Source organism: Vibrio stylophorae, from assembly GCF_921293875.1.
Lineage (GTDB): Bacteria > Pseudomonadota > Gammaproteobacteria > Enterobacterales > Vibrionaceae > Vibrio_A > Vibrio_A stylophorae.
In genome coordinates this window covers 659,197-682,640 of record NZ_CAKLDI010000001.1, presented here as the reverse complement: position 1 = coordinate 682,640, position 23,444 = coordinate 659,197, and the positions used below count along the sequence as shown (strand labels likewise).

The 23,444-nt window shown below is 47.4% G+C and carries 28 protein-coding genes and 1 other RNA gene; 20 read left to right on the top strand and 9 right to left on the bottom strand.

The window, feature by feature from the left end:
- The first annotated feature begins 35 nt into the window (after positions 1–35).
- Positions 36–884, top strand: a complete 849-nt coding sequence (locus L9P36_RS03150) for a helix-turn-helix domain-containing protein (protein WP_237464841.1) — start codon at positions 36–38, stop codon at positions 882–884.
- 66 nt (positions 885–950) lie between these two features.
- Here the strand turns inward: L9P36_RS03150 and rimI are convergent, their stop codons facing one another.
- On the bottom strand, positions 951–1,445 hold the full coding sequence (gene rimI, locus L9P36_RS03145) for a ribosomal protein S18-alanine N-acetyltransferase (protein WP_237464840.1): 495 nt from the start codon (positions 1,443–1,445) through the stop codon (positions 951–953).
- Positions 1,446–1,454: 9 nt separating this feature from the next.
- On the bottom strand, positions 1,455–1,892 hold the full coding sequence (locus tag L9P36_RS03140) for a DNA polymerase III subunit psi (protein ID WP_237464838.1): 438 nt from the start codon (positions 1,890–1,892) through the stop codon (positions 1,455–1,457).
- A 206-nt stretch (positions 1,893–2,098) separates the two neighbouring features.
- Here L9P36_RS03140 and L9P36_RS03135 point away from each other — a divergent pair, with 206 nt between their 5' ends.
- Positions 2,099–2,278, top strand: a complete 180-nt coding sequence (locus tag L9P36_RS03135) for a zinc-ribbon domain-containing protein (protein WP_237464836.1) — start codon at positions 2,099–2,101, stop codon at positions 2,276–2,278.
- A 112-nt stretch (positions 2,279–2,390) separates the two neighbouring features.
- On the opposite strand, the gene rplS is transcribed toward L9P36_RS03135, so the two are convergent.
- From rplS to ffh, 5 genes are all read right to left on the bottom strand, one after another.
- Positions 2,391–2,747 carry a 50S ribosomal protein L19 gene (gene rplS, locus L9P36_RS03130; protein ID WP_237464834.1) on the bottom strand — a complete coding sequence of 119 codons (357 nt, stop codon included), beginning with the start codon at positions 2,745–2,747 and terminating at the stop codon, positions 2,391–2,393.
- A gap of 35 nt (positions 2,748–2,782) precedes the next feature.
- Positions 2,783–3,526, bottom strand: coding sequence for a tRNA (guanosine(37)-N1)-methyltransferase TrmD (gene trmD, locus L9P36_RS03125; RefSeq protein ID WP_237464833.1), 744 nt, complete (start codon positions 3,524–3,526; stop codon positions 2,783–2,785).
- Between the two features lie 23 nt (positions 3,527–3,549).
- Complete coding sequence (rimM, locus tag L9P36_RS03120) at positions 3,550–4,080, bottom strand: ribosome maturation factor RimM (protein WP_237464831.1); 531 nt, start codon at positions 4,078–4,080, stop codon at positions 3,550–3,552.
- A gap of 12 nt (positions 4,081–4,092) precedes the next feature.
- Entirely contained in the window at positions 4,093–4,341 is a 249-nt protein-coding gene (rpsP, locus tag L9P36_RS03115; protein WP_237464829.1) for a 30S ribosomal protein S16, read from the bottom strand.
- Between the two features lie 204 nt (positions 4,342–4,545).
- The gene (gene ffh, locus L9P36_RS03110; protein ID WP_237464827.1) at positions 4,546–5,910 is read right to left on the bottom strand and encodes a signal recognition particle protein; all 1,365 of its coding nucleotides are present in this window, start codon (positions 5,908–5,910) and stop codon (positions 4,546–4,548) included.
- Positions 5,911–6,062: 152 nt separating this feature from the next.
- On the opposite strand from ffh, the gene L9P36_RS03105 reads away from it, so the two are divergent.
- Entirely contained in the window at positions 6,063–6,857 is a 795-nt protein-coding gene (locus L9P36_RS03105; protein WP_237464824.1) for a cytochrome C assembly family protein, read from the top strand.
- A 98-nt stretch (positions 6,858–6,955) separates the two neighbouring features.
- The gene (locus L9P36_RS03100) at positions 6,956–8,281 is read left to right on the top strand and encodes an HlyC/CorC family transporter (RefSeq protein ID WP_237464822.1); all 1,326 of its coding nucleotides are present in this window, start codon (positions 6,956–6,958) and stop codon (positions 8,279–8,281) included.
- Positions 8,282–8,382: 101 nt separating this feature from the next.
- Here the strand turns inward: L9P36_RS03100 and L9P36_RS03095 are convergent, their stop codons facing one another.
- Both L9P36_RS03095 and L9P36_RS03090 read right to left on the bottom strand, forming a co-directional pair.
- Positions 8,383–8,712, bottom strand: coding sequence for an RnfH family protein (locus L9P36_RS03095; protein ID WP_237464820.1), 330 nt, complete (start codon positions 8,710–8,712; stop codon positions 8,383–8,385).
- Positions 8,678–9,130: a type II toxin-antitoxin system RatA family toxin gene (locus L9P36_RS03090; protein ID WP_237464818.1), complete on the bottom strand. Its 453-nt coding sequence runs from the start codon at positions 9,128–9,130 to the stop codon at positions 8,678–8,680. The genes L9P36_RS03095 and L9P36_RS03090 overlap by 35 nt, the downstream gene beginning before the upstream one ends.
- A 195-nt stretch (positions 9,131–9,325) precedes the next feature.
- Here L9P36_RS03090 and smpB point away from each other — a divergent pair, with 195 nt between their 5' ends.
- The 16 genes from smpB (at position 9,326) to L9P36_RS03010 (ending at position 23,406) form a co-directional block, all read left to right on the top strand.
- On the top strand, positions 9,326–9,805 hold the full coding sequence (gene smpB, locus L9P36_RS03085) for an SsrA-binding protein SmpB (RefSeq protein ID WP_237464816.1): 480 nt from the start codon (positions 9,326–9,328) through the stop codon (positions 9,803–9,805).
- Between the two features lie 133 nt (positions 9,806–9,938).
- Positions 9,939–10,306, top strand: a transfer-messenger RNA (tmRNA) gene (gene ssrA / locus L9P36_RS03080).
- Positions 10,307–10,453: 147 nt separating this feature from the next.
- A complete protein-coding gene (locus L9P36_RS03075) occupies positions 10,454–12,076 on the top strand; it encodes a DUF6538 domain-containing protein (protein ID WP_237464814.1) in 1,623 nt (540 codons plus the stop codon).
- A 362-nt stretch (positions 12,077–12,438) separates the two neighbouring features.
- Positions 12,439–12,777, top strand: coding sequence for a hypothetical protein (locus L9P36_RS03070; RefSeq protein WP_237464812.1), 339 nt, complete (start codon positions 12,439–12,441; stop codon positions 12,775–12,777).
- 271 nt (positions 12,778–13,048) lie between these two features.
- Positions 13,049–13,609, top strand: a complete 561-nt coding sequence (locus L9P36_RS03065) for a recombinase family protein (protein WP_237464810.1) — start codon at positions 13,049–13,051, stop codon at positions 13,607–13,609.
- A 428-nt stretch (positions 13,610–14,037) separates the two neighbouring features.
- Entirely contained in the window at positions 14,038–14,592 is a 555-nt protein-coding gene (locus L9P36_RS03060) for a ribonuclease H family protein (protein ID WP_237464809.1), read from the top strand.
- 319 nt (positions 14,593–14,911) lie between these two features.
- The gene (locus L9P36_RS03055) at positions 14,912–15,337 is read left to right on the top strand and encodes a hypothetical protein (protein ID WP_237464807.1); all 426 of its coding nucleotides are present in this window, start codon (positions 14,912–14,914) and stop codon (positions 15,335–15,337) included.
- Between the two features lie 563 nt (positions 15,338–15,900).
- Entirely contained in the window at positions 15,901–16,260 is a 360-nt protein-coding gene (locus tag L9P36_RS03050; RefSeq protein WP_237464805.1) for a transcriptional regulator, read from the top strand.
- On the top strand, positions 16,251–16,619 hold the full coding sequence (locus tag L9P36_RS03045; protein ID WP_237464803.1) for a glycine-rich SFCGS family protein: 369 nt from the start codon (positions 16,251–16,253) through the stop codon (positions 16,617–16,619). Before L9P36_RS03050 ends, L9P36_RS03045 begins: the two co-directional genes overlap by 10 nt.
- Positions 16,616–16,909 carry a DUF4312 family protein gene (locus L9P36_RS03040; RefSeq protein ID WP_237464801.1) on the top strand — a complete coding sequence of 98 codons (294 nt, stop codon included), beginning with the start codon at positions 16,616–16,618 and terminating at the stop codon, positions 16,907–16,909. The genes L9P36_RS03045 and L9P36_RS03040 overlap by 4 nt, the downstream gene beginning before the upstream one ends.
- 23 nt (positions 16,910–16,932) lie before the next feature.
- Entirely contained in the window at positions 16,933–17,709 is a 777-nt protein-coding gene (locus L9P36_RS03035; RefSeq protein ID WP_237464800.1) for a DUF4311 domain-containing protein, read from the top strand.
- An 11-nt stretch (positions 17,710–17,720) separates the two neighbouring features.
- Positions 17,721–18,368, top strand: a complete 648-nt coding sequence (locus L9P36_RS03030; protein WP_237464798.1) for a DUF4310 family protein — start codon at positions 17,721–17,723, stop codon at positions 18,366–18,368.
- A gap of 48 nt (positions 18,369–18,416) precedes the next feature.
- A complete protein-coding gene (locus L9P36_RS03025) occupies positions 18,417–19,550 on the top strand; it encodes an amidohydrolase/deacetylase family metallohydrolase (protein WP_237464796.1) in 1,134 nt (377 codons plus the stop codon).
- Positions 19,534–20,643 (top strand): DgaE family pyridoxal phosphate-dependent ammonia lyase, encoded by a 1,110-nt coding sequence (locus L9P36_RS03020; RefSeq protein ID WP_237464794.1) that lies wholly within the window; start codon positions 19,534–19,536, stop codon positions 20,641–20,643. The genes L9P36_RS03025 and L9P36_RS03020 overlap by 17 nt, the downstream gene beginning before the upstream one ends.
- Before the next feature lie 4 nt (positions 20,644–20,647).
- Entirely contained in the window at positions 20,648–21,391 is a 744-nt protein-coding gene (gene dagF / locus L9P36_RS03015; RefSeq protein ID WP_237464792.1) for a 2-dehydro-3-deoxy-phosphogluconate aldolase, read from the top strand.
- A 110-nt stretch (positions 21,392–21,501) separates the two neighbouring features.
- Positions 21,502–23,406, top strand: coding sequence for a BglG family transcription antiterminator (locus L9P36_RS03010; protein ID WP_237464790.1), 1,905 nt, complete (start codon positions 21,502–21,504; stop codon positions 23,404–23,406).
- The last annotated feature ends 38 nt before the right edge of the window (positions 23,407–23,444 follow it).

Below are 23,444 nucleotides of genomic sequence, written 5' to 3'. Positions count from 1 at the left end.
TCTTTGCTGTAATCCCGATGACTGCGCGCCAATTAATGCCTCAATCACCCCAACAAAGTGCCCCACTGGCTGAGTGTTTTTATCAGCTAGAACCTGGGCTGGCCGTATGTTGGAGCCACAGCACTAATGCGCCGCGCCAAACCTTTCGCGGTAATGCGCAGTATGTGCATTTGAATTGTATGCTGGATGGTGAATTAAATGCGCGAATTGATCAGCGCCCCCTTTACTGTCGCACGGGCGATCTAATCACCGGATTAATGCATGGCAAGCAGCAATTTCATGTGCTTGAATCAGCTTATTTTAGTTGCCTGTCAGTGATGGTCGCGCCGCACTATATGACGCGTCATTGGCCACAATTGGCGAACTTTAATGAGCAAGACACCGGCTTTGTCTATCACACCTATCATTATCAAAAGGCCTTTGGCTATGCGCAGCAACTGTGCGTATTACTTCAGCATCCCAACCCGCAGCACCTGCTGATCCATGCCGCGGTACTTAATTACATCTATTGGCATTTTCAAGCCTTTGCCCGTCAAGATCAGCCCTGCCGTTTAACCGCACATGACAAAATGCAGCTTCGTAAAGCGCGGTCTATTTTATTAACCGATCTCAGTCTCGCGCCCAGCCTTGCTGAACTTGCTGATGCTGTGGGGCTGAGCCTTTGCAAATTAAAACGCGGTTATAAAGCCCTTTATCAAACCAGTATTTATGCCGATTTTCAGCAAGAGCGTATGGAAAAAGCGCAGCAATTACTGCACTCCTACAATGTGACCGAAACAGCAACCACCTTGGGCTATAGCAATATGAGCCACTTTAGTGCAGCCTTTCGAAAGCAGTTTGCCATCACGCCAAGCCAATACAAAAATCAGTTAGATCGTCCATAAAAAAGACCTCTATATTCGAGGCCTTGTTTGATCGCAAATTGCAGCGAATCTATTATCCCGAGATGCTTAACCCAAGAGCTCAGCAAAGCTCAGATCGTCCTCATCATCACCCTGCGCTAAATATGCCACCATGATCACTGCATCTTCACGGCCATCTGCTGTTGGGTAGTAATCGACTCGGCGATTGATCTCATTAAAGCCGCAACTGTCATAAAGCGCGATAGCTGGGGTATTGCTGGCGCGCACTTCAAGCCATAGCGATTCAGCCTGCTCTTGCTCTAATAGCGCGAGTAATTGATTCATCAGTGCGCGGCCATAGCCTTTCCCTTGCATCGCTGGGTCAACGGCGAGATTCAGCAATGTCCCTTCACCTGCCACCAGCTGGGCGTAAAAATAGCCCACGACTTGGCCATTTACGAGCAGCACTTGGTTGCGACCTAGACGTCGCTCAATATCGCTCAGGTGACTCTCAGCCCAAGGATGAGAATGTGCGGCGTGTTCAATACGGCGAATGGCATCCAAATGAGAGGGATGCATGGGCTTAAATTCAGATGTGGACATAGTGAATCTTTATTGTTGCTGAGTTTGGGTAAGCTGCTGCTTAATCTGCTGCCATAGCTGACGCTTAGCAGAATCATCGGTCGATAGTCGCTGCAAGGTACATGAATGTAGCGCTTTAATCCCCTCAAGGGACGCGGGTAGCGCTGGCATATGTTCAAGGGCGCACCAGCACCAAGTTAGCTGATGTGCCGATAGCTGACGCAATGACTCAGGCGCCATCCATACTACCTGCTCAGCTTTGAGCTTCATGGTGGAGAGAATCTTTTCAACCAGCACCAGGGTTTCACCTTGTGGCTGCGTCTCACTGACTAAGAGTAATTGTGCGGTTTCAGGCAAGGTGATGGCAGTCGACGCTTGCGCAAATACATGGGAATTGCGCAGCTGCCAAACCGGCAGATCCATCTGTTGTAGGAAGTAGCGCGCCGCGGCGCTTTGCTGCTGACTCATCTTGATATCGACTGGTGAAGGAAAACGGCCTCAGTGTAACAAAGTTTATGGCTCGCCACACCTCGCATCAAGGCTCATGATTAAACAGATATAACGTGATCATCATCGTAGCTGACATGTCATCTTTACTTATCTTTTAATCCAGTTGATGTTTGTTTACAGCGCCAATTATAAAATGACATTTTTATCACTAACGGATTAATTTCATGGCGCTAATCAACTGCCCTGAGTGCAATAAAGAGATTTCAGATACTGCAGATCACTGCATCCATTGTGGCTATACCCCTGAGATGGAAGCACCTAAAAAAGGTCTGATCGACTACGCATTTTTCCTTTTCGCCTTTGCCGCTGTAGGCTACGCTGCGTACGCAATATTCTTCTGCTAAAGTTCGCCCTTTCCCGTTTGTTCAGCACAAATGCCAAATAAGAAAAAACCCGCCAACTGGCGGGTTTTAACGCTTTTTATTTTTCGTATACGCGGGTTATAAAACGTCGCGATTATTTTTTAACGTTTAGACGCTCTTTGATGCGTGCTGCTTTACCTGAACGATCACGTAGGTAGTAAAGCTTCGCACGACGTACTGCGCCATGACGTTTCACAGAAATGCTGTCAACAACAGGAGAGTGCGTTTGGAAAGTACGCTCAACGCCTTCACCGTTAGAGATTTTACGAACGGTGAATGCAGAGTGAAGACCACGGTTACGCTTAGCGATAACTACGCCTTCAAATGCCTGAAGACGCTCACGCTCGCCTTCTTTAACTTTAACTTGAACAACAACGGTATCACCCGCGCGGAACGCAGGTACGTCTTGTTTCATTTGCTCGTTTTCGAGCGCTTTGATGATGTTACTCATTTTTCAATACCCTAGATTAAACTGAAGCTTAAGTTCTATTTATCAGGACGTTGGCGAATAAACTCAGCCAATAATTGTTCCTGATCGTCAGTCAGAGCTAGGTTTTCCAGAAGCTCTGGTCTTCTTAACCAAGTCCGACCTAGCGATTGCTGTAATCGCCAGCGGCGAATTGCCTGATGGTTCCCCGATAGAAGTTCCTCAGGAACCGTTAAGCCGTTAAGCTCTTCCGGTCTTGTATAGTGCGGGCAGTCTAACAATCCATTGGCAAAAGAATCCTCTTCTGCCGAGGCCATATCACCTAAAACACCCGGTACGAAACGTACCACAGCATCAATCAGTGTCATGGCTGGAAGTTCACCACCTGTCAGCACGAAATCCCCGATAGACCACTCTTCGTCGACTTCGGTTTGAATCACGCGCTCATCTATCCCTTCGTAGCGACCGCAGATAAGAATTAAATTCTGCTCTTGCGCCAGCTCTTGCACACCTTCTTGGTCGAGTTTTCGACCTTGTGGTGACAGATAAATCACTTTCGCCTTGCCGTTTGCGGCTTGTTTTGCTGCGTGGATTGCATCCGTTAAAGGCTGCACCATCATCAACATACCAGGCCCACCACCATAGGGACGATCGTCCACTGTGCGGTGTTTATCGTGGGTGAAATCACGAGGATTCCACGTATCAACCGATAATAACCCTTTTTTTACCGCCTGACCGGTGACTCCAAAATCGGTTATTGAACGGAACATCTCAGGAAACAGGCTAATCACCCCAACCTTCATGATGTTGTTCTCCTCATTTGAAGTTAAAAACCAGGATCCCAGTCAACTTCGATCCGTTGAGCGGCCAAATCTACATTGAGAATGACTTGCTCAGGAAGGAACGGAATTAAACGTTCCTTTTTACCAAAAGCATCTTTCAAGTTGGCTTCAACAACGAGTACGTCGTTAGAGCCAGTTTCAAGAATGTCTTTGACCGTACCAAGGTTATAGCCCTTGGTATTGACGACATTCATGCCCATCAGATCACGCCAGTAGAATTCATCTTCTGGCAGAGCTGGAAGAACATCGGCAGGAACCAAAATCTCAGCATTGGTTAATGCTTGAGCGTCCTCACGCTGTTCTAGGCCTGCTAGTTTCGCAACTAGCCCTTGATTGTGGCGTTTCCAGTCTTCGACTGAATAAACCACTGACTCGCCTTGCGCTTTCACAAACCAAGGCTGGTAGTCAAAAATGCTTTCTGGATTTTCAGTAAATGAAAACACTTTGAGCCAGCCGCGAATGCCATAAGTGGCACCCAGCTTGCCAACCACGATGAGGTTGTCTTGCTTGCTCATAGATGGTTCCAATTAAGCTGCTTTAGAAGCAGTTTTTACCAAAGTCGCAACGCGATCTGATAGAGATGCGCCTTGACCAACCCAGTGATTAACACGGTCTAGGTCAACGCGTAGAGCTTCTTCAGACTCAGTTGCGATTGGGTTGAAGAAACCAACTTTCTCGATGAAGCGGCCAGTTGATTTGTTGCGAGCATCAGCTACAACGATTTGATAGAATGGGCGTTTTTTAGAGCCGTGACGTGCCAAACGAATGGTTACCATATCGTCCTCTTTGCATTACTTGAATAAAATAAACCCCGCCAAGACGGGGTCGTTGCCAAAATAAAAAGCCTCGGAATTTTACTCTTTGTGTGACCAAATGCAACTTCTTTAGCGACTTTTTCGCCAATTGTTTGCACAGCTGATACACAGGGTATTCAGCGGGGCCAGAGTCTCATTCCAAGGCTTTTAAAATTATGTGTCAGGTTACATACCTGGGAAGCCACCGCCACCCATCATGCCTTTCATTTGGCGCATCATGTTACGCATGCCGCCCTTTTGCATTTTCTTCATCATTTTCTGCATTTGGGTGAACTGCTTAAGCAATTTATTCACCTCTTGCACCTGCACACCTGAGCCCATGGCAATGCGCTTTTTACGCGAGCCTTTGATGATATCAGGACGCTGACGCTCACCTGGGGTCATGGAGTTGATGATCGCTTCCATACGCAAAAATTCGCGATCATTCACTTGGTCTTGCAAATTCGCAGGCAGCTGAGACATACCCGGCAGTTTGGTCAGCAAGCTGCTCATGCCGCCCATGTTTTTCATCTGCTGCAATTGGTCGCGGAAATCTTCCAAGTCGAAGCTTTTCTTCTCCTTGAATTTCTGCGCCATTTTTTGCGCTTTTTCTTGGTCGACATTGCGCTCGATATCTTCAATCAGCGACAGCATATCGCCCATGCCCAAAATACGTGAAGCCACGCGCTCTGGGTGGAATGGCTCTAGCGCATCGGTTTTTTCACCCATACCCAAGAATTTAATTGGCTTGCCGGTAATATGGCGCACAGACAATGCCGCACCGCCACGCGCATCACCGTCTACTTTGGTGAGGATCACACCGGTCAGTGGCAATGCATCATTAAAGGCTTTCGCAGTATTAGCCGCGTCTTGACCTGTCATGGCATCAACCACAAACAAGGTCTCAACTGGATTAATCGCACCGTGTAGCTCGATGATTTCATCCATCATTTCGCTATCAACGTGCAAACGGCCGGCAGTATCGACGATCACCACATCAAAGAATTTGATGCGACCATGGTCAATGGCAGCGGTCGCGATATCAATTGGCTTTTGCTCAATCGTCGATGGGAAGAACTCCACATCGATATCTGCAGCCAATGTTTCCAGCTGTTTAATCGCCGCAGGGCGATACACGTCCGCAGAGACCACCAAGACTTTCTTCTTGTGACGCTCTTTGAGGAATTTTGCCAGTTTGCCCACACTGGTAGTTTTACCAGCACCTTGCAAACCCGCCATCAAAATCACTGCTGGCGGTGTACACGCAAGATCAAGCGCCTCATTGGCATTGCCCATCACGCTTTCTAGTTCAGATTGAACCAGCTTGATGAACTCTTGACCTGGTGTCAGGCTTTTTGAAACCTCTAAGCCGACCGCACGCTCTTTGACCTGCTTAACGAAATCACGTACCACAGGGAGGGCAACGTCAGCTTCCAAAAGGGCCATGCGCACTTCGCGCAAGGTTTCTTTAATATTGTCTTCCGTGAGACGGCCACGGCCGCTGATGTTCTTCAGCGTACGCGATAAACGCTCGGTTAAATTCTCAAACATGCATCTCTACTCGCATCAGTCTTAATCGCAGCTTCGCGAAAATTGTCGGCAGTATACCCTGAAACCATGCAAGGTTTCATGTAGCAATAGCGACATTTGTGGCAGCAAGGTATACTCTGGGCGACTTGATTTCAAATGAAGCACGGAAGTCTATGGAAATTCTTCTCTCAACTGTGACCGCGCTTTTCTATGGCGCTGCCATCGCACTGGTGATTCCAGGCTTGGCACACCAGCATCCCATTCGACGCCATCCGGTACTATTTGCCGCTGGTGCCGCGCTCTTGTGTCATGGTTGGTTACTCCACGACCTCATTCTGACCGGTGGTGGGCAAAATTTAAGTATTTTAAATGTCGCCTCACTGATCAGCTTTTTGATTGCCCTTGCGACCACCATCGCAATTCCGCGCACCCGCGTCTGGTTTTTACTACCTGTAGTTTATAGCGCCGCCATTTTAAATGAATTGGGTGCCGCCTTTATTCCAGGCAACTACCTCACGCACCTACAAGCCAATCCCAGCTTGCTGATTCATATCTCTTTGGCGCTTTTTACCTACGCAACTTTGATGATAGCCACCCTCTACGCCATTCAACTGGTGTGGCTGGACTATCGCTTAAAGAATAAAAAAGATTTGGTGCCCAATCCAAATTTGCCGCCATTAATGCGTATTGAACGTCAATTGTTTCGATTATTGCTGATTGGCCAAGCCATGCTCACCATTACCTTGGTGACAGGGCTTCTTTTTGTGCAAGATATTTTTGCCCAAGGCAAAGCACATAAAGCGATCCTTTCAATGCTCGCATGGTGTGTATACAGCTTACTAATTTGGGGTCATTACCAGCGTAATTGGCGTGGTCGCCATGCGGTATGGTACAGCTTAATTGGCGCATTTCTCCTCACGCTTGCCTATTTTGGCAGCCGTTTCGTCAAAGAAGTGATCCTCAGCTAAAGCCAATCAATGCGCCAGTAGAGATACTGGCGCTCACTTGACTTTGTGCCATGCTTCATAGCTAATAACCCTTCCTATTGGTCACAAAGGATACTTCAGTGGACGAAATTTCCACCGGCCTACTCTTTTTTATTCTTGGTTGCTTAATCGTTATCTCCGGCTATTTTTCCGGTACTGAAACCGGCATGATGGCACTCAATCGCTACAAGCTGCGTCACCTCGCCAATCAAGGCCACCGTGGTGCTAAGCGCGTGGAATCCCTGCTGGTGCGCCCAGACAAACTCATTGGCCTGATCCTCATCGGTAATAATCTGGTGAATATTCTCGCTTCCGCCATTGCCACCATTTTGGGTATGCGCCTTTACGGCGATCTCGGCGTGGCCATCGCCACCGGTATTTTAACCCTCGTGGTGTTAGTGTTCGCTGAAGTCACCCCAAAAACCATTGCCGCGCGTTACCCAGAAAAAATCGCCTTTACCAGCTCCGTGCTGCTGTCATTTTTAATGCGCCTTCTGACACCACTGGTGCTCTTGGTCAATCTCATCACCAATGGATTTTTGCGTCTTTTTGGCATTCAAGTGAACCGCCAAGACGAAGATCCGCTGAGCTCAGAAGAGCTGCGTACCGTGGTCAATGAAGCTGGCGGTTTAATCCCGCAGCGCCACCAAGAGATGCTAATCTCCATTCTCGATTTAGAGCATGTCACCGTGGATAATTTGATGGTGCCGCGTAACGAGATTGTCGGCATCGATATTAATGACGATTGGAAGTCCATCGTTCGCCAGCTAACCCATGCCGCCCATGGCCGTTTGGTGCTCTACCGCGACCAAATTGATGATGTCGTAGGCATGCTGCGTGTGCGCGAAGCCTATCGTTTTATGATGGAAAAAAACGAATTTAACAAAGAAACCTTGCTGCGCGCCGCTGATGAGATCTATTTCATTCCTGAAGCGACACCGCTCAATACCCAAATGCTGAAGTTTCAGCGTAATAAAGAGCGCATTGGTCTGATTGTCGATGAGTATGGCGATATTCTGGGACTGATTACTCTAGAGGATATTCTGGAAGAGATCGTTGGAGAGTTCACCACCTCCACCGCGCCAAGTTTAAGCGATGAGATTGCAGCGCTACCCAATGGCGATTATCTCATTGAAGGCAGTGCCAACATTCGCGACATCAATAAAAGCTTGGGCTGGAAACTGCCTACCGATGGCCCGCGCACTCTCAATGGTTTGATTCTTGAACACTTAGAAGAGATTCCCGATCACCCGCTGTGTCTGCGCTATCGTGGTCATCGCATGGAGCTGGTTACGATCTCTGACAACATGATCAAACAGGTGAAGATTTTAAGCCCCGCAGAGCCAGCCCAGAAAAAAGCTATAAGCAAAAACACAGGCAATAAAAAGCGCCCCCGTAAATCTTAAGGCGCGATTTAGCCTCGCTTCACGGCAAATAAAAAGAGCGCTGATGCGCTCTTTTTGTTGATTCAGGTGTTTGTAAACACGAAACATAACTCAAGCACTGACTATTGATCAGACTCTTTTGCCGCCTCTTTTGCAGCAGCGGCTTGGGCAGCGCGTTTGCGACGAATCTCTTTAGGATCAGCAATCAGTGGACGATAAATTTCAATGCGATCGCCATCTTGCACAGACGCAGCTAGCTGCACCGTACGACTGTAAATCCCCACTTTATTGACCGCTAAATCAATCTCAGGGAAGGTTTCCAAAACACCGCTTTGGCGAATAATGGCTTCCACCGTGGAGTCTGGTGTCACCGCCAAATGATAAACCTGCTGGCGCGCAGGCAATGCATAAGCCACTTCAACATGAAGCAAAGGAACAGGATTGGTAGACATGGTGCGCTCGCTGACTAAATGCTTTGACCATATTATGGGTCAACTCTTTAAATACTTGGCCAAAAGCCATCTCAATAAGAGGGCTGGTAAATTCAAACTCTAGGCTCAATTCCACATGACAGGCGTCATCATCAATAGGCTCAAAACGCCAATGCCCATGCAAAGAACGAAATGGACCATCGACTAAATTCATGCCAATTTCACGACCCCAAATAAGGGTGTTTTGGGTCGTAAAAGATTTACTAATACCCATTTTGGCCACATCAACACGGGCCATCATCCCCTCTTTGGACTCAGAAAGCACCTGCGAACTTTGACAGCCCGGCAAAAATTCGGGATATGCAGCGACGTCATTGACCAGCAAAAACATCTGCTCTGCGCTAAATGGCACCAAAGCACTGCGATGGACGTTTGCCATAACCTCTCCAATTCATTGATTCTCATTCAATTCCACAGTTCAACTGGAATTGCTGACAAGCCACTATGAACAAGTCACACAGCGATGATACCATTAGCAAGCGCAGAGCCAAAACGGTGCCGCGCAGGGGCAGTGCGAAGCATCCTTAATAAGACTCAGCACGCCATCGACCAGCACAACTGGGACAGAATAAATATGGCTAAAAAACCAAGTAAACCTGGCAGTAATACCATTGCCAAAAACCGCACCGCGCGCTTTGAATTCGCCATTAATGACGAATATGAAGCGGGCATTGAATTGCAAGGCTGGGAAGTTAAAGCGATTCGCCAAGGGAAAGTAAACATCTCTGAAAGCTACGTATTCCTGCGCGGCGGCGAAGCTTTTATCTCTGGCGTACAGATCATGCCGCTGCAAGCAGCATCCACCCACGTGGTTGCCGATCCAACCCGCGTTCGTAAACTGCTACTCAACCGCCGTGAGCTTGAACAACTTGCCGCAGGCGTTGATCGCGAAGGGCAAACCATTGTTGCACTCACCATGTACTGGAAAGCCTCATGGGTGAAAGTGAAAATCGGTACTGCACGCGGTAAGAAATTGCACGACAAACGTGCCGACGCCAAAGAGCGCGATTGGCAGCGCGATAAGGCGCGCATTATGAAAGGCAGCCTTCGATAGTCACTCGACGGTGAAAGATTGCTGTAACTGCGTGTTTTGAAATAAAAATCGCCGAAAAAACAAGCAACCATCAAGCGGTGCGAGTCAAAGCCTTTGACCGCACCGTTTTTTCTGTTAGAGTTTGCTTAATTCAGGGGCTGATTCAGGATTCGACAGGATCACGAAGGCTCGTGGAGCATGCCGAGGTGCGGTTGGCCTCGCTAAAAAGCCGCAAAAAAATAGTCGCAAACGACGAAAACTACGCACTAGCAGCTTAATAACCTGCTCAGAGCCTGCCCTCCCTAGCCTCAGCCTGTAGGACGGGGATTTAGGGCAGTCAAACCCAAACAGGATCGCGTGGATGTTTTGACTCGAGAGCTGAAGCGTTAAACTCAATTCGGGTATGTCTTGGCATGGCGTGTTTGCCCGCAGTGTTTTGACGAGATTAAAGACAAACTAAGCATGTAGCGCCATTAGTTAGACTGGTTTTGGACGCGGGTTCAACTCCCGCCAGCTCCACCAAATTCGTATACGAAGGCACCTTAGGGTGCAAGGAAAGCTCGTTGGGTCAATGACTTAGCGAGCTTTCTTGTTTTTAGAGACATAGTGAAAAGCTAGGTAAGGAGTAAAACTGTGGTACATAGATGATATACAAAGAGAGACAACAGTATGCATCTATATCGTCGTGGAAAGAGCGGTATCTATTACTATCAGCGTCGTATACCTGCCTCAATAAAGCAGTTTTACAACAATAAAATTCATATCAAATTCTCGCTTAAGACAAATAATTCATCTGAAGCTAAACGTATTGCATCGTTACATTCAGCTCGACTAGCAGTTGAATTCGAGCAGTACGAATCTTCTCTAAAGACAAGCTCGCCTACACCACTAGCTAAACTCTCCAATCTGGCATTAATAACTGCTAATAGCTGGCTTGCTACAACTAAAGACCTCGCACAGCAAGTAGAAGATAAGCCTGATCACATTGTTGATATGTTCTTAAAAGGGCTAGATGAAGAACGCTACTTATTTGCCACTACCTCAGCCGACTTAAAGAACAGCGACAGCGACAAACAATTAAAACTAACTAAGGATGGTTTATGGACTAGCGTATTAGCATCCATGTCATCAGAACAAAAGTCACTAGTTGCAACTCTTCCTTTGGAGCAAAAGGTAAAGCTATTTCAGTTAATATCAAGGTACACACACCCATTATCGTTGAAGCTTCAGCAAGAGATGAGTCAGCTGTATCCTGACTTAGCTATAATCCGACCTTACGAACTATCTAAAGAAGCACCATTGCTGGTGGATGCTTTTAATCAATTCTTAGACAACAAGCATTCTGAAAAACCGATGAGTCTAAAATTAGAGCAACGTTATACGTCTGCATTAGAGTCTCTGAGCGCACTAATTGGTAAAGACTGCCCATTAAACTCAATTAACCGCACGCATATCCGCGAACTAAGAACTCTGCTCTCAAAGCTACCAGCTAACATCAAAAAGAAACCTGAAACACGAGCTCTGTCTTTATCTGAAATTTATAACCTAGTACGTGAAGACAGCCTCTCTCACCTCCCATCCTTATCGATAACGTCAGTAAATCAACGATTAGAAGCGCTTCACGCCTTCTTTCAGTTCTGCATACAAGAATCATGGATGAGTATCAATCCAGCAGAAAAAATTCGTCTTCAGAAAACAGTTGCGAACAAAGACAAGCGCTTCCCATACCCAATTGAACTATTAGACAAACTACTAAATTTGACCAAAGGCACTAAGCATTACTGGACTGTTCGTTTAGGTCTTTGTGGTCTTCGCATGAATGAAATAGTTCAGCTAACACCTGCCGACATAAGGCAGTCACCTGAAGGAATTTGGTATATCGATGTAAACAAGGATGATGGTAAGGCAGTAAAAAATCTCTCTTCTATCCGGCAGGTACCTATTCCGAATAGTCTACTTAAACTAGGGTTTGTCACTTTTGCGAAGGAAAGTAAGACTGAAACACTATTTGATGTACCAACATCCAAAGCAACAGGCTACCGCTCAGACATATACAGTAAACGCTATGCTAATTTCACAAGGAAGCAAGAACTCAAGGAAGACAAAGTCACATTCCATAGTTTGCGTCATAACTTCAAAGACTATGCCTTATCGGCGAACATACCTGAGGCTGCATTTAAGCAAATCGCGGGGTGGACTGATGATAGCGTTAGTGCTGCATACGGCTCTGGCTACACACTGATGAAATTGACGGAATATATGAACCTCTTACCATTTCCTAGCAGTTACTAAACCACTATTTATGAAATATATCGTGATTAACAGTAGTCTTATAACTCATATGCATTAATATCACACCGACTGACCAGTACTGGATACCAAATCTATGTATTGGTCAGGAAGTAGTTGCGGCAGCTTTGTTCACCTACTTGGCTGCTGCTCAAGCAATATCTGCTACCTTTATTTTTCTCTCTAAGCAGCACCACATCCCAATGAAAACTAAACTATTCGCCTCTCTATGCGCCGCTTTACTTCTATCAGCCTGCGCTAATACAGACACACAGAAAACCACACAAGACACCCCAAAGCCCCCACAGAAGACCGCTGAGAAGACCACCCAGAAGACTAAGATAGATCTGTCTGGATGGGAGCCTATGCTGACCAAAGAGAGCTATCCAGAAAGCACGGTCACTGTAGAAGACCTTATCGAAGCCCAGCAATCAGGGGACAAGAAGAAGATAGCTTATGCTGTCTGCACCTATATTGCCGAGAATACCGCTGCGGTTATCATGAAGGAGCGCCAGAACGGCACAGATGAGGCTGTAGCTCTCGCAGCGGCACAGCAGATAGAAGGTCAGGAAGCATTGGCAGCCGTCCTCGTTAAGCGAGCCTACGCCATACCTAAAGCCACTACATACAAGGGCAAGAAACAAGCCTTAGATGACTTCATCTTCTCTGTGAATTACGACTGCTACATGGCTGCGGCTAAGTGATCAAATAGTGGGCGAGGGCTAATTTGTTAGAAAAATCTGAGGGCATATACTTATATACAAACATACTCAGGACTCCCCCGCCCACGCAAATCTGCAATCCACCAAAAAAATCAACTACTCTCCGTTATCACCTCTGAAGATGCGCATACATCTATCAATAGACTAAACCCTTATGATAGATACACGTCATGACTATCATATAGATCATTGACAACTTAAATGATAGCATTATCATAAGACCACCTTACTGATAGTAACTAAGTGATAGGCCATGACTCAATATATCTACGCTCGTACCTCTACAACAGATCAAAACGTAAAGCAGCAGGCAGATCATCTACTTAAGAAGTGGTCTAACGCTATCGTCATGATGGAGCAAGAGTCAGGCAAGACTATAGATCGTCCTGTCTTCAATAGTCTTTGTACAACAGTACGCAAGGGAGACAGTATCTTAGTTCTGTCTGTAAGCCGTTTAGGTCGTACAACTACTGGGGTATTGCAATTCATTGAGGATATGAAAGAAAAGAGTGTAGCTGTTCATGTAGACGATCTTGGAATGATAGATGTCACTAGCTCTACAGGTAAGCTTGTCTTAACCACACTAGCTGCTGTTGCTGAGATGCAACGTGAGGAGATATTAGACAAGCAACGTATTGGTATTGAACGAGCAAAGAGTGAGGGTAAGTACAAAGGAAAGCAGCAGTCACAAGCAACTGTCCGCAAGTGTGAAGAAGCACTAAAACTAATTAACGAGAACAGACTATCAAAAGAAAAAGCAGCCAAAGCGGCTGGTGTTGGTATCGCTACTCTCTATCGCTATCTGAAACAGTAACGCCAGACATGTTAATCTTATAAATCAATTTATTAGGTAAACACACATCTGTCTGATTAGTTTTCCTTGCCTATAGATTCACTTTGGAAATGAATACTCTAGTCTATAGATTACTCAAGCATCAGTTGCTGGTGCTTACTATTTTCCTTGCCTATGGATAGGGGAGCTAAGATTGCTTTAAGATATCTCTAAGATTATCTCTAAGATTCTTTATAATCGTTTCATTCTGTCTGTTCTAGACACCATTCCATAGTGAATCACTTCTCTCTACTCACTGCACACAGCAGCAATCTGTGACAGTGACTCATCATAAATCCAACGTTTCATCTGAAAGCGTCATCAGGTACACCAGACACAGTTAGTCATAGCTGTTGGTGTGTCTTGGTGATTGCTGATCTGATGGCGCTACCAAATGAAAGACTAACTCCATGACAAAGCCTAAATTAAAACCTTCAGCAACGACTCGCCTATCAATTGAAAAATACATGTCTAGCGTTCCTGTAGATACCATCATCATTGCGACTGATGGCGCATGTAAGACAAACCACATTAAAGCTAACGAAGCATCTAAAGCAGGATGGGCTGCTATCGTTGTCTATAAAACAAAAGACGGCAATCTGAACATTAATGCAAATGCAGGATCTATCACTGGCTGTCTAGCAACCAATCAACGAGCTGAATTATTAGCCATCACCGAAGGATTAAAGCTTGTTGACAGTGCCGAACAGATATTAGACACAACAGATGTAATCGTCCTATCAGACAGCCAATATTCTATTAACTGTTTTAAAACATGGATCAATGGCTGGATTAGCAAAGGCTGGAAAAGCTCATCAAACAAACCAGTTAAACATGTTGATATTATCCAGCCTACACACGAGCTAGTACGAAAGCTTAAGGCTGATTTCCAGCATGTTAAAGGTCACTCAGGCCACGTACTAAACGAGTTAGCCGACAAACTTGCGCAGAAACGCGCACGCTAACCTCAAAGGGAGATGCAAGAGCTATACGCTCCTGTTGTCTCCCTATTTTTAGCCCTTCTCCTCATTCCCTGTTTTATTTTATCTAGACTCTTTCATAAATTTTCACGATACAATTTTGAGGTACAAACTACAGATACCACTGTACTTCAACTAAAAATTAGTTCATATTTTACATGGATTTAATAAGCGGTCGTCTATGTAGAACACGAATCCCGCCAGCTCCACCAAACGTTTGGAAAGGGCCATCCCGCAAGGGGTGGCCTTTTTTATTGCCCTAAATTTGATATGTACCACAAGCCTGTGCCACAAAGAATCTCGAATGAACATAAAACCACTCATAACACTATGCGCGGCGGCGCTTTTCTCCATCAATACGGCGGCGAATGCGGCTGAGTCAATATCTGAGTTTTTGACCGATGCGGATCTGCCGAAAATCACGGTGACCGAGGCGGATCAGCTTGAAGCGCATCAATCAGGGGATCGAAAGAAAATAGCCCGCGTGGTGTGCACCTATATTGCTGAAAATACGGCGGCGCTGATTATGCAAGAGCGACAAAATGGCGAAGATAAAGCGATGCTGTTATCTGTGATGGCGCAGCTTGGCAAACAAGCGGCATATTCAACCGCTTTGGTTAAACAAGCCTACACTGTGCCAATTGCATCAACCCATGAAGGCAAGAAAGCCGCGCTGGATGCCTTTGTATTATCGGCCAATCAAGATTGCTTTGATGCGGCTGTGCTCTAATTCCATGATGTGAATTAAATGCAGTATTGCTTAGGCGCTCGGCAACAGCGCTTTAGATGTATCTCGGTAGCGTTTCGCCATCAATGGTTAAACGCTCTTTTCTCTTCTTTTTTCCCTTCTTTTTATCCTCTTTTTATCACCAAGGGCTTATTTCTTTTTTGCACAACTTTTAGCCTTTCTTAGCCTTTTTAACTTACCTCGCGCCATTATTGGCTCACCCATCCCCTTTCTTTAAGACTATTTTGAGCATCTGTTTGCGGTTCTATTTATGACCACATAAAGCGCATCAAAGAATGCGTCGCCTGTTTCCAGTTGAAATGGAAAACAGGACTTTTGTGATCGAACGCAAATTCCATCACTCTTTTCTTTGCCAACAAAAAGACCACAGAACTCACACTTTTTTTCTTAAAAAACACCATTTTTTTTGACTTAACTCACACTCGATACTGCGCTAACGCACACTTTTTTTGCCTTTCCACTTTCAACTGGAAAAAACCACACTCCTCTCGCTTTCACTTCCACTTTATCTTTACCTCAACGCAACAACGTCTGGAGAGACACTCTTGCAACAAGCAGCACTAACCCCCGAAAGCGCCGAAATTATTGAGCAAGGTGCAACGGTTACAGAAAAAGCCATCGCTCTTTTGGGCGAGCACGGGATCTACCCCGATTCACTCCAACAAAAAATGTTGGCCACACATATCAAAGCAATGGCTTGGCGCGCTTATAGCGGTGAATCATTGCCTGAGCTCGACATGGAGATGTTTGACGAGATCTCCAAGCTGGCCTTGAGCCTGGCAGAGCAAGTATGCAGTTGGATGGACAACCTAGCTTACGAAGAAGCACACCTGTTGTCGGTCCATTTTGAAGTCGCAAAAGAAAACGAATTAAGTCCCCCTAAAGGAGAATCATCATGTCAGTAATCAAACTTGTTATCGGCGATCGCATGGGTAAAGGCCAAAAAGTAGGTGCAGGCGCAGAAAACGCAGGCGCTGAAGTTACTGTGATTCCAGGCATGGCCGCAGATATGAAACTGGGCGATGTGATGAACCAGCAACAAGCTGACCTTGGCATCTCTTTTTGTGGTAGCGGCGGCGCTGGTGCCATCACTGCGCAAACCAAATATGGCTACAAGTGTCGTTACGGCATGCGCTCGATTGAAGAAGGGATCACAGCAATTAACGATGGTTGCATCGTGCTTGGTTTCGGCTTTATGGACAAAGAAGAGCTGGGCGAAAAATTGGTCAAAGCGTTTATTGCCAAACACGGTTTGAACGCATGAAAAAACAGCTCACTACTGACGTGATCGTCAGTGGACAAGGCGAAACAAGGCAGCAGGCATTTGCGGCTGCCTTGAGCCAGATACAACCCACATTACTTAAAAATAACCAGAAAGTACTCCTCCGGATTGAGCCACAAGACGTCAAGGTTCTCAGCGCTGAAGAAAAAGAAAGAACGGAAAAATTCCTCTTTTTCTTTCTGCCGAGAAAGCGTCAGCAATATCGCGTCAAGCTAGAGGTCACTGTCAACCTGACTTACATCGATGTCGAGCAGGTCGACTTTCAACGCTAACATGAAACGCTAAGGACTCTACCATGTTCACTGTCATTCTCCTGAAGTCCATCATTATTGGTGGCTTAGTCGGCATCGGGGTCGGTGTCGGCGCCGCGCGAATGTTCCATGCGCCAACCGTGCAAGGGATGGGCGCATTCCGTACGCTCGGCGAGCTTAACTCTTGTGAAGGCGATCCAGCATCTCACTTCTCTTTTGGCCTTGGTTTCTTCTTTAACGCATGGGCTTCTACTGTCGCAGCTGGCGCATTCACACAAGACGTTGACCATCGCATCCTACCCAACTGGGGTGCTGCAGCGCTGATGATTAAAAACCGCGATCTCGCGACCACCATGCACGATCCAAAACGCATGGGTATTGCTTGTGCCATCGTCGGTGCCATCGTCGTTGCCTTCTTGAACTCCACCGCAGCCGCTGTACCAGCCGCATTGCAAGTGACCGCCGTAAAGGTTTTGGTACCTGCAGCCAACTTGCTGGTGAACACAGTAATGCCAGTTATTTTCTGGCTTGCAGCCATTGAAGCGGGCAAAAAATCTGGCTTTTGGGCAACCATTTTTGGTGGTCTAGCACAACTGATTATGGGCAACGCCGTACCAGGTCTGGTGCTTGGCATCTTGGTTGGTAAGGGTGTGGAAGAAAGTGGCTGGAATAAAGTCACCAAGATCATGATGGGCGCCATCATCGCACTATTTGCAATGAGCGCATTCTTCCGCGGCTTTGATGTGCAATTACTGAAATCATTCCATTTGCAAGTTCCGATGTGGCTTGACCAACTTCACCTCAGCATCAGTGGTAAATAAGGGGAATCACCATGGATGAAAAAATGAAAAATAATTTCTGGTATGCCGACTGGTCCTTCCCGTTTTTTGTTGGCCTACTTTCTGCGGGTGTCTTTGCTGGTACCCATATGTACTACCTCTACGGCGTCGGCGCATTTAACGAAGTTGCGTTCGTATCAATGCTTCGCGCAGGCATGGACACCGGTGCATACGGCGCGGTTGCAGCCTTTGGTGCTAGCTTCTTGTTTGCACGTATTATCGAAGGCTCTTTGGTCGGTATTTTGGATATCGGCGGCGCTATTCAAACTGGTGTCGGTCTGGGTGTGCCAGCCTTGCTGCTCGGCGCTGGCATCGTGTATCCAGTGGAGAACTTCACCGCATCACTAATTACCGGCATGGTGATTGGTATGGCGATTGGTGGCCTGATTATTCTGGCGCGTAAATTCACCATCAACCAAAGCGACTCCACTTATGGTGCAGACGTCATGATGGGCGCAGGTAACAGCTCAGGTCGTTTCCTTGGTCCATTGATCATTCTGTCAGCCATGGGCGCATCAATTCCAATCGGTATTGGCTCTCTACTTGGCGCATTGGTGTTCTACGTTTGGGGCAAACCAATCACTGGCGGTGCCATCCTAGGTGCCATGGCCCTCGGTACTATGTTCCCAATCGCACTGTAATTTTTCACTGCAATCCCCCACCGCAAGGTGGGGGTAAAGAGCCCACTTATGTATGACTTACTAATCAAAAATGCCCGCCTAGCAGATGGCACACAGCAAGATATCGCCATTACCCATGGGATCATCAGCGCTGTGGGCAACATTGACGACGAAGCAACCCAACGCATTGATCTAAAAGGACGTCACTTTGTCAGTGCTGGTTGGATTGATGGGCACACCCACTGTTATCCCAACTCTCCGATTTATCATGACCAGCCCGATGCCATTGGCGTCACTGGTGGCGTCACCACCGTAGTGGATGCTGGCAGCGCTGGCACCGATGATATCGATGATTTCGCGACGCTGGCGGCCCAGTGCCAAACCAACGTACGCGCCCTACTGAATATTTCTCGTATTGGTTTACTTCGCCAAAACGAGTTGGCCGATCGCCGCGATATCGATGCCGAGCGCAACCGCGCCGCCATCGCCAAATACGCTGATTTTATCGTCGGCATTAAAGCGCGCATGAGTGGCAGCGTGGTCGGCGAAAACGGCCTCACCCCACTTGAAGATGCCAAATTACTGCAATACCAGTGTCAGCATATTCCACTGATGGTACACGTGGGTAACGCGCCACCAACGCTGGATGAGATCGTTGAAAAACTGGGTGCGGGTGACATTTTGACCCACTGCTTTAATGGCAAACCTAACCGTATTTTGACCCCTGAAGGTGAGCTTCGCGATGCAGTAAAAGCCGCGATTGCGCGCGGTATGACCCTCGATATTGGCCATGGCAGTGCCAGCTTTAGCTTTGAAGTGGCCGAGCTTGCCATCGCCCGCGGCATTTTGCCCGACACCATTAGCTCAGATATCTATTGTAAAAATCGCCTCAATGGCCCGGTATATGGTCTCGCGCACCTGATGTCGATGTTCTTAACCTTAGGTTTAAGTCATCAGGCCATTATTGAACGCGTCACAACCAATGTGGCCAAGGCATTAAAATTAAACAACAAAGGCACATTGGCGGTGGGCCAAGATGCTGATTTAACCCTGTACGATCTGGAATCAGCCGAGGTGACCTTCACCGATACCGAAGGTTGCAGCAAGCAGGGCCAACAACGTTTTACTCCCCTTGCGGCCATTGTCGGCGGCAAGTTGATTGTGACCGAAAAAGGACAAGATGCGAATGTCTTCAACGCTTGAAAAATACAATCTCAAAGAGGTAATTAACGCCTCTGGCCGTATGACCGCATTAGGCGTTTCCACGCCGCAACCTGAAGTCGTGGATACCCTGTGCTTTGGCGTCAATCACTACTTTGAAATGAAAGATCTGGTCAATAAGACCGGTGAATATATCGCTCGTTTGCTTGATGTTGAAAATGCCGTGGTGGTGTCCTGCGCCTCAGCTGGGATCGCCCAATCTGTCGCTGCCATGATTGTTCGTGGCGATGCCTATCGCTTGGAAAATCTTCATGCCCATGCGCACGCCGTGCCGAACGAAATCGTCATTGCCAAGGGCCATAACGTCAACTTTGGCGCGCCAGTGGGCACCATGATTCAACTGGGCGGTGGCCGCGTAGTTGAAGCTGGCTGGGCCAACGAATGTAGCGCCGCGCAACTTAGCGCCGCAATCAATGCCAATACGGCTGCCATTGTCTATATCAAATCGCACCACTGCGTACAAAAGAGCATGCTCTCTGTGGCTGAAGCCGCAGAAGTTGCCAAGGCGCACCAAGTGCCGCTGATTGTCGATGCGGCGGCAGAAGAAGATTTGAAATTGTACTACCAGCAAGGTGCCGATCTGGTGATCTACAGTGGCGCTAAAGCCATTGAGGGCCCGACCAGCGGTTTAGTGATTGGTAAGCACCAATATGTCGAGTGGGTCAAACAGCAATCTGCGGGCATTGGTCGCGCCATGAAAGTGGGTAAGGAAGGCATTTTAGGCCTCACCCACGCCATTGAAATTTATCTGCAGCGCAGCCAAGAAACCGGCCAAGAGATGGTGAGCAAAATGACCCCATTTATCGACGGTCTCAATGCGCTCACGGGCATTCGCTCACGCGTAGTGTGGGATAGCGCAGGTCGCGATATCGCTCGTGCAGAAGTGAACTTTGACGCCGCCGCTTTTGGCATGAGCGCAAAAGAAGCCGTGAGCAAACTGCAACAGGGCAATCCAGCCATTTATTGTCGTGCCTATAAAGCCAATGAAGGCACCATCGAATTTGACGTGCGCAGCGTCTCTCAAGCACAGCTATCTCAAGTGCTCGCTGCCATGACCCAATTAACTCAGGAGTAATCAGATGTCTTTGACCCCTAATTTTTATGCTGACCGCGTTTGCCTTAACGTTCTTGCTGGCTCTCACGACAATGCTGTGGATATTTATCAAGCAGCAGAAGGTCACGTGCTGGTTGGTATGCTGTCAAAGAGCTACCCAGATGTACCAAGTGCCGTTGAAGACATGAAAAAGTGCGCTGAAAAAATCAATAACGCACTGTCTATCGGTTTGGGCGCAGGCGATCCAAAGCAGTCCAATATGGTGACTGAGCTTGCAGGTATTTTGCAGCCACAACACGTCAACCAAGTGTTTACTGGCGTAGGTCCAAGCCGCAATGCGCTAGGTCAAAATGACACTGTGGTGAACGGTTTGATCTCACCAACTGGCACTGTGGGCATGGTAAAAATCTCAACCGGCCCTAAGAGCTCAACCATGGCCGATGCCATTGTCCCTGTAGATACTGCGATCGCGATGCTACAAGATATGGGCTGTAGCTCAGTGAAGTATTTCCCAATGAATGGCCTTGCTTGCCGCGATGAATATGAAGAAGTGGCAAAAGCCTGTGCACGCAACAACTTCTGGCTTGAGCCAACTGGCGGTATCGATTTAACAAATTTTGAAGAAATTTTGAAAATTGCCTTGGATGCTGGCGTTGAGAAGGTTATACCTCACATCTACAGTTCAATTATCGATTCTTCAACTGGCAACACCCGCCCTGAAGATGTGAAAACACTGCTTGAGATGACCAAACAATTACTTTCATGCTAAATGAAACGTAAAAATAAGCCGAGGTCACGCCTCGGCTTATTGTTTGTTTGCGGCTCAATGTTGATCGCGCTAAGCCGCATGCCTGCAGTGACAGAAGACAGGAAAACCGAATGTCTAAGCTTCCCCACCCGCGGCTGATTCATCTCCTAGACGCCGTTTCGAGCACCCCGCTCACCCAAGATGAACTCGCGCAACGTCTTAACGTATCGACAAGAACCGTACGCACAGATGTCGCCGCCCTCAATAACGTGATGGTCAACCACGGCGCCCACTTGATTCATCAACGCGGCAACGGATATCAACTAAAAATATATAACCAAGAAGCTTTTGAACATTTTCAAGCTAACGTTCATGACGTTGCGCCAACGCCGCGCACCAGCAAAGAACGCATTATCCAAATTCAGGTGCTGCTACTCACAGCCAGTAGCTGGGTCAAATTAGACGATCTTGCCGAAACCTGGAATTTAAGCCGCACCGCCGTACAAGGGGTGATGACCGATGTGCGCGCGCAGCTGGCCTCACTCGGCCTTATCATTGAAAGTAAACCACGCCTTGGTATGCGGGTGATTGGCCGAGAAACCGCAATTCGCGCACGCTTAGCGCAAATTATCTATGCCGAACATAAAGAGTCCAAACAAAGTGCAGGTTTGATTAGCAGCCTATTTCCTGCGCCCGCGCAGCAAGCCTTGGTGGGACGATTTCGCGATGCGCTCAGCGCCTCCTCACTTTATATCAATGATGATGGCCTGCAATGGTTGGCAATCTATGCCGCGGTCACCCTGCACCGCTTAAGCTGCGATCACACCCTCACCGATTTTCCCAAAGAGGATGTGGCGGAAACCATTTTGCCCATTGCCGATGCGATTTTTGCACTGCTGCCAACACAGCATCCGGTCAATGAATTTGAAGTACTGGCACTGGCCATTCATATTCAAGCGCGGATCTCCCCCAATCAGCACCCGCTCAGCCCGCGCGCTATCGCAGAAGCGCAGGCTTTGGTTCAGCATATTCTGCAATATATTCACCAACACTATCCCTATGATATTCGTGAAGATCACCAATTGCAGCGCGATCTCAACACCCATATCAGCCATATGATCATTCGCGTTAAACATGATGTACCAACGGTCAATCCACTAGCCGAACATATCAAACAGCACTATCCACTGGCCTATGATATTACGCTAGCTGCCATTGCTGATTGGATTCGCGAAACGGGCTACACCATGACCCAACACGAGATTGGCTATCTGGTGATCCATGTGGGGGTAGGTCTTGAGCGCAATCACTGCTTGGGACAAAAGGTACCCAAGGCGCTGCTCTTTTGTGACTCGAGCAATGCTATTGCCCGTGGCTTGGAATCCATTATTCATCGTCACTATCCACAGCTTGAGCTGACCACAGTGCACCATCTTGAACAGATCGATGCCATGCGTCCAAGCGAAGCAAACCTGCTGATCACCACCAGCACCTTAAGTCGCATCGAATTACCGCAGTTTGTGATAGATCCTTTTCCAACCCAGCATCAGCTAGAAGAGCTCGGTAAGATGGTGTTGGTTGACCGCACCGGTCCCTATCTATTGGAAAAATATTTTGCCTCAGAGCAGTTTTTATATCTTGATGAAGCACTGGATCAGCAACAACTCTTTCAGCGCGTTTGTGCTCAGCTAGAAACAGAGCAGCTGGTTGAAGTGGGTTACTATGACTCATTAAAAGAGCGCGAAGTGATCGTCTCGACCATGATGGGAGAGCATATTGCCCTGCCGCACTCCATTGAGCTTTTTGCTCACAAATCCTTGGTTTATACCGTGGCTGCGCCGCGCGGCATTGATTGGGGCAATGGCGAAAAAGCCTACCTGATCTTTTTTATGGCGCTCAGCAAAGATGACTATGAAGAAGCGCTGGGGCTATACGATCTCTTTCTCACGCTAGTCAATAAACGTGCGGGGAAAGCGCTGTCACAGTGCCAAACCTTTGCCCAATTTAAGTCCATGGCGCACCGAGAACTGCTCTAGATTCGTGGTTTTTTCTCAGGCGCAATTTGAATCACTAA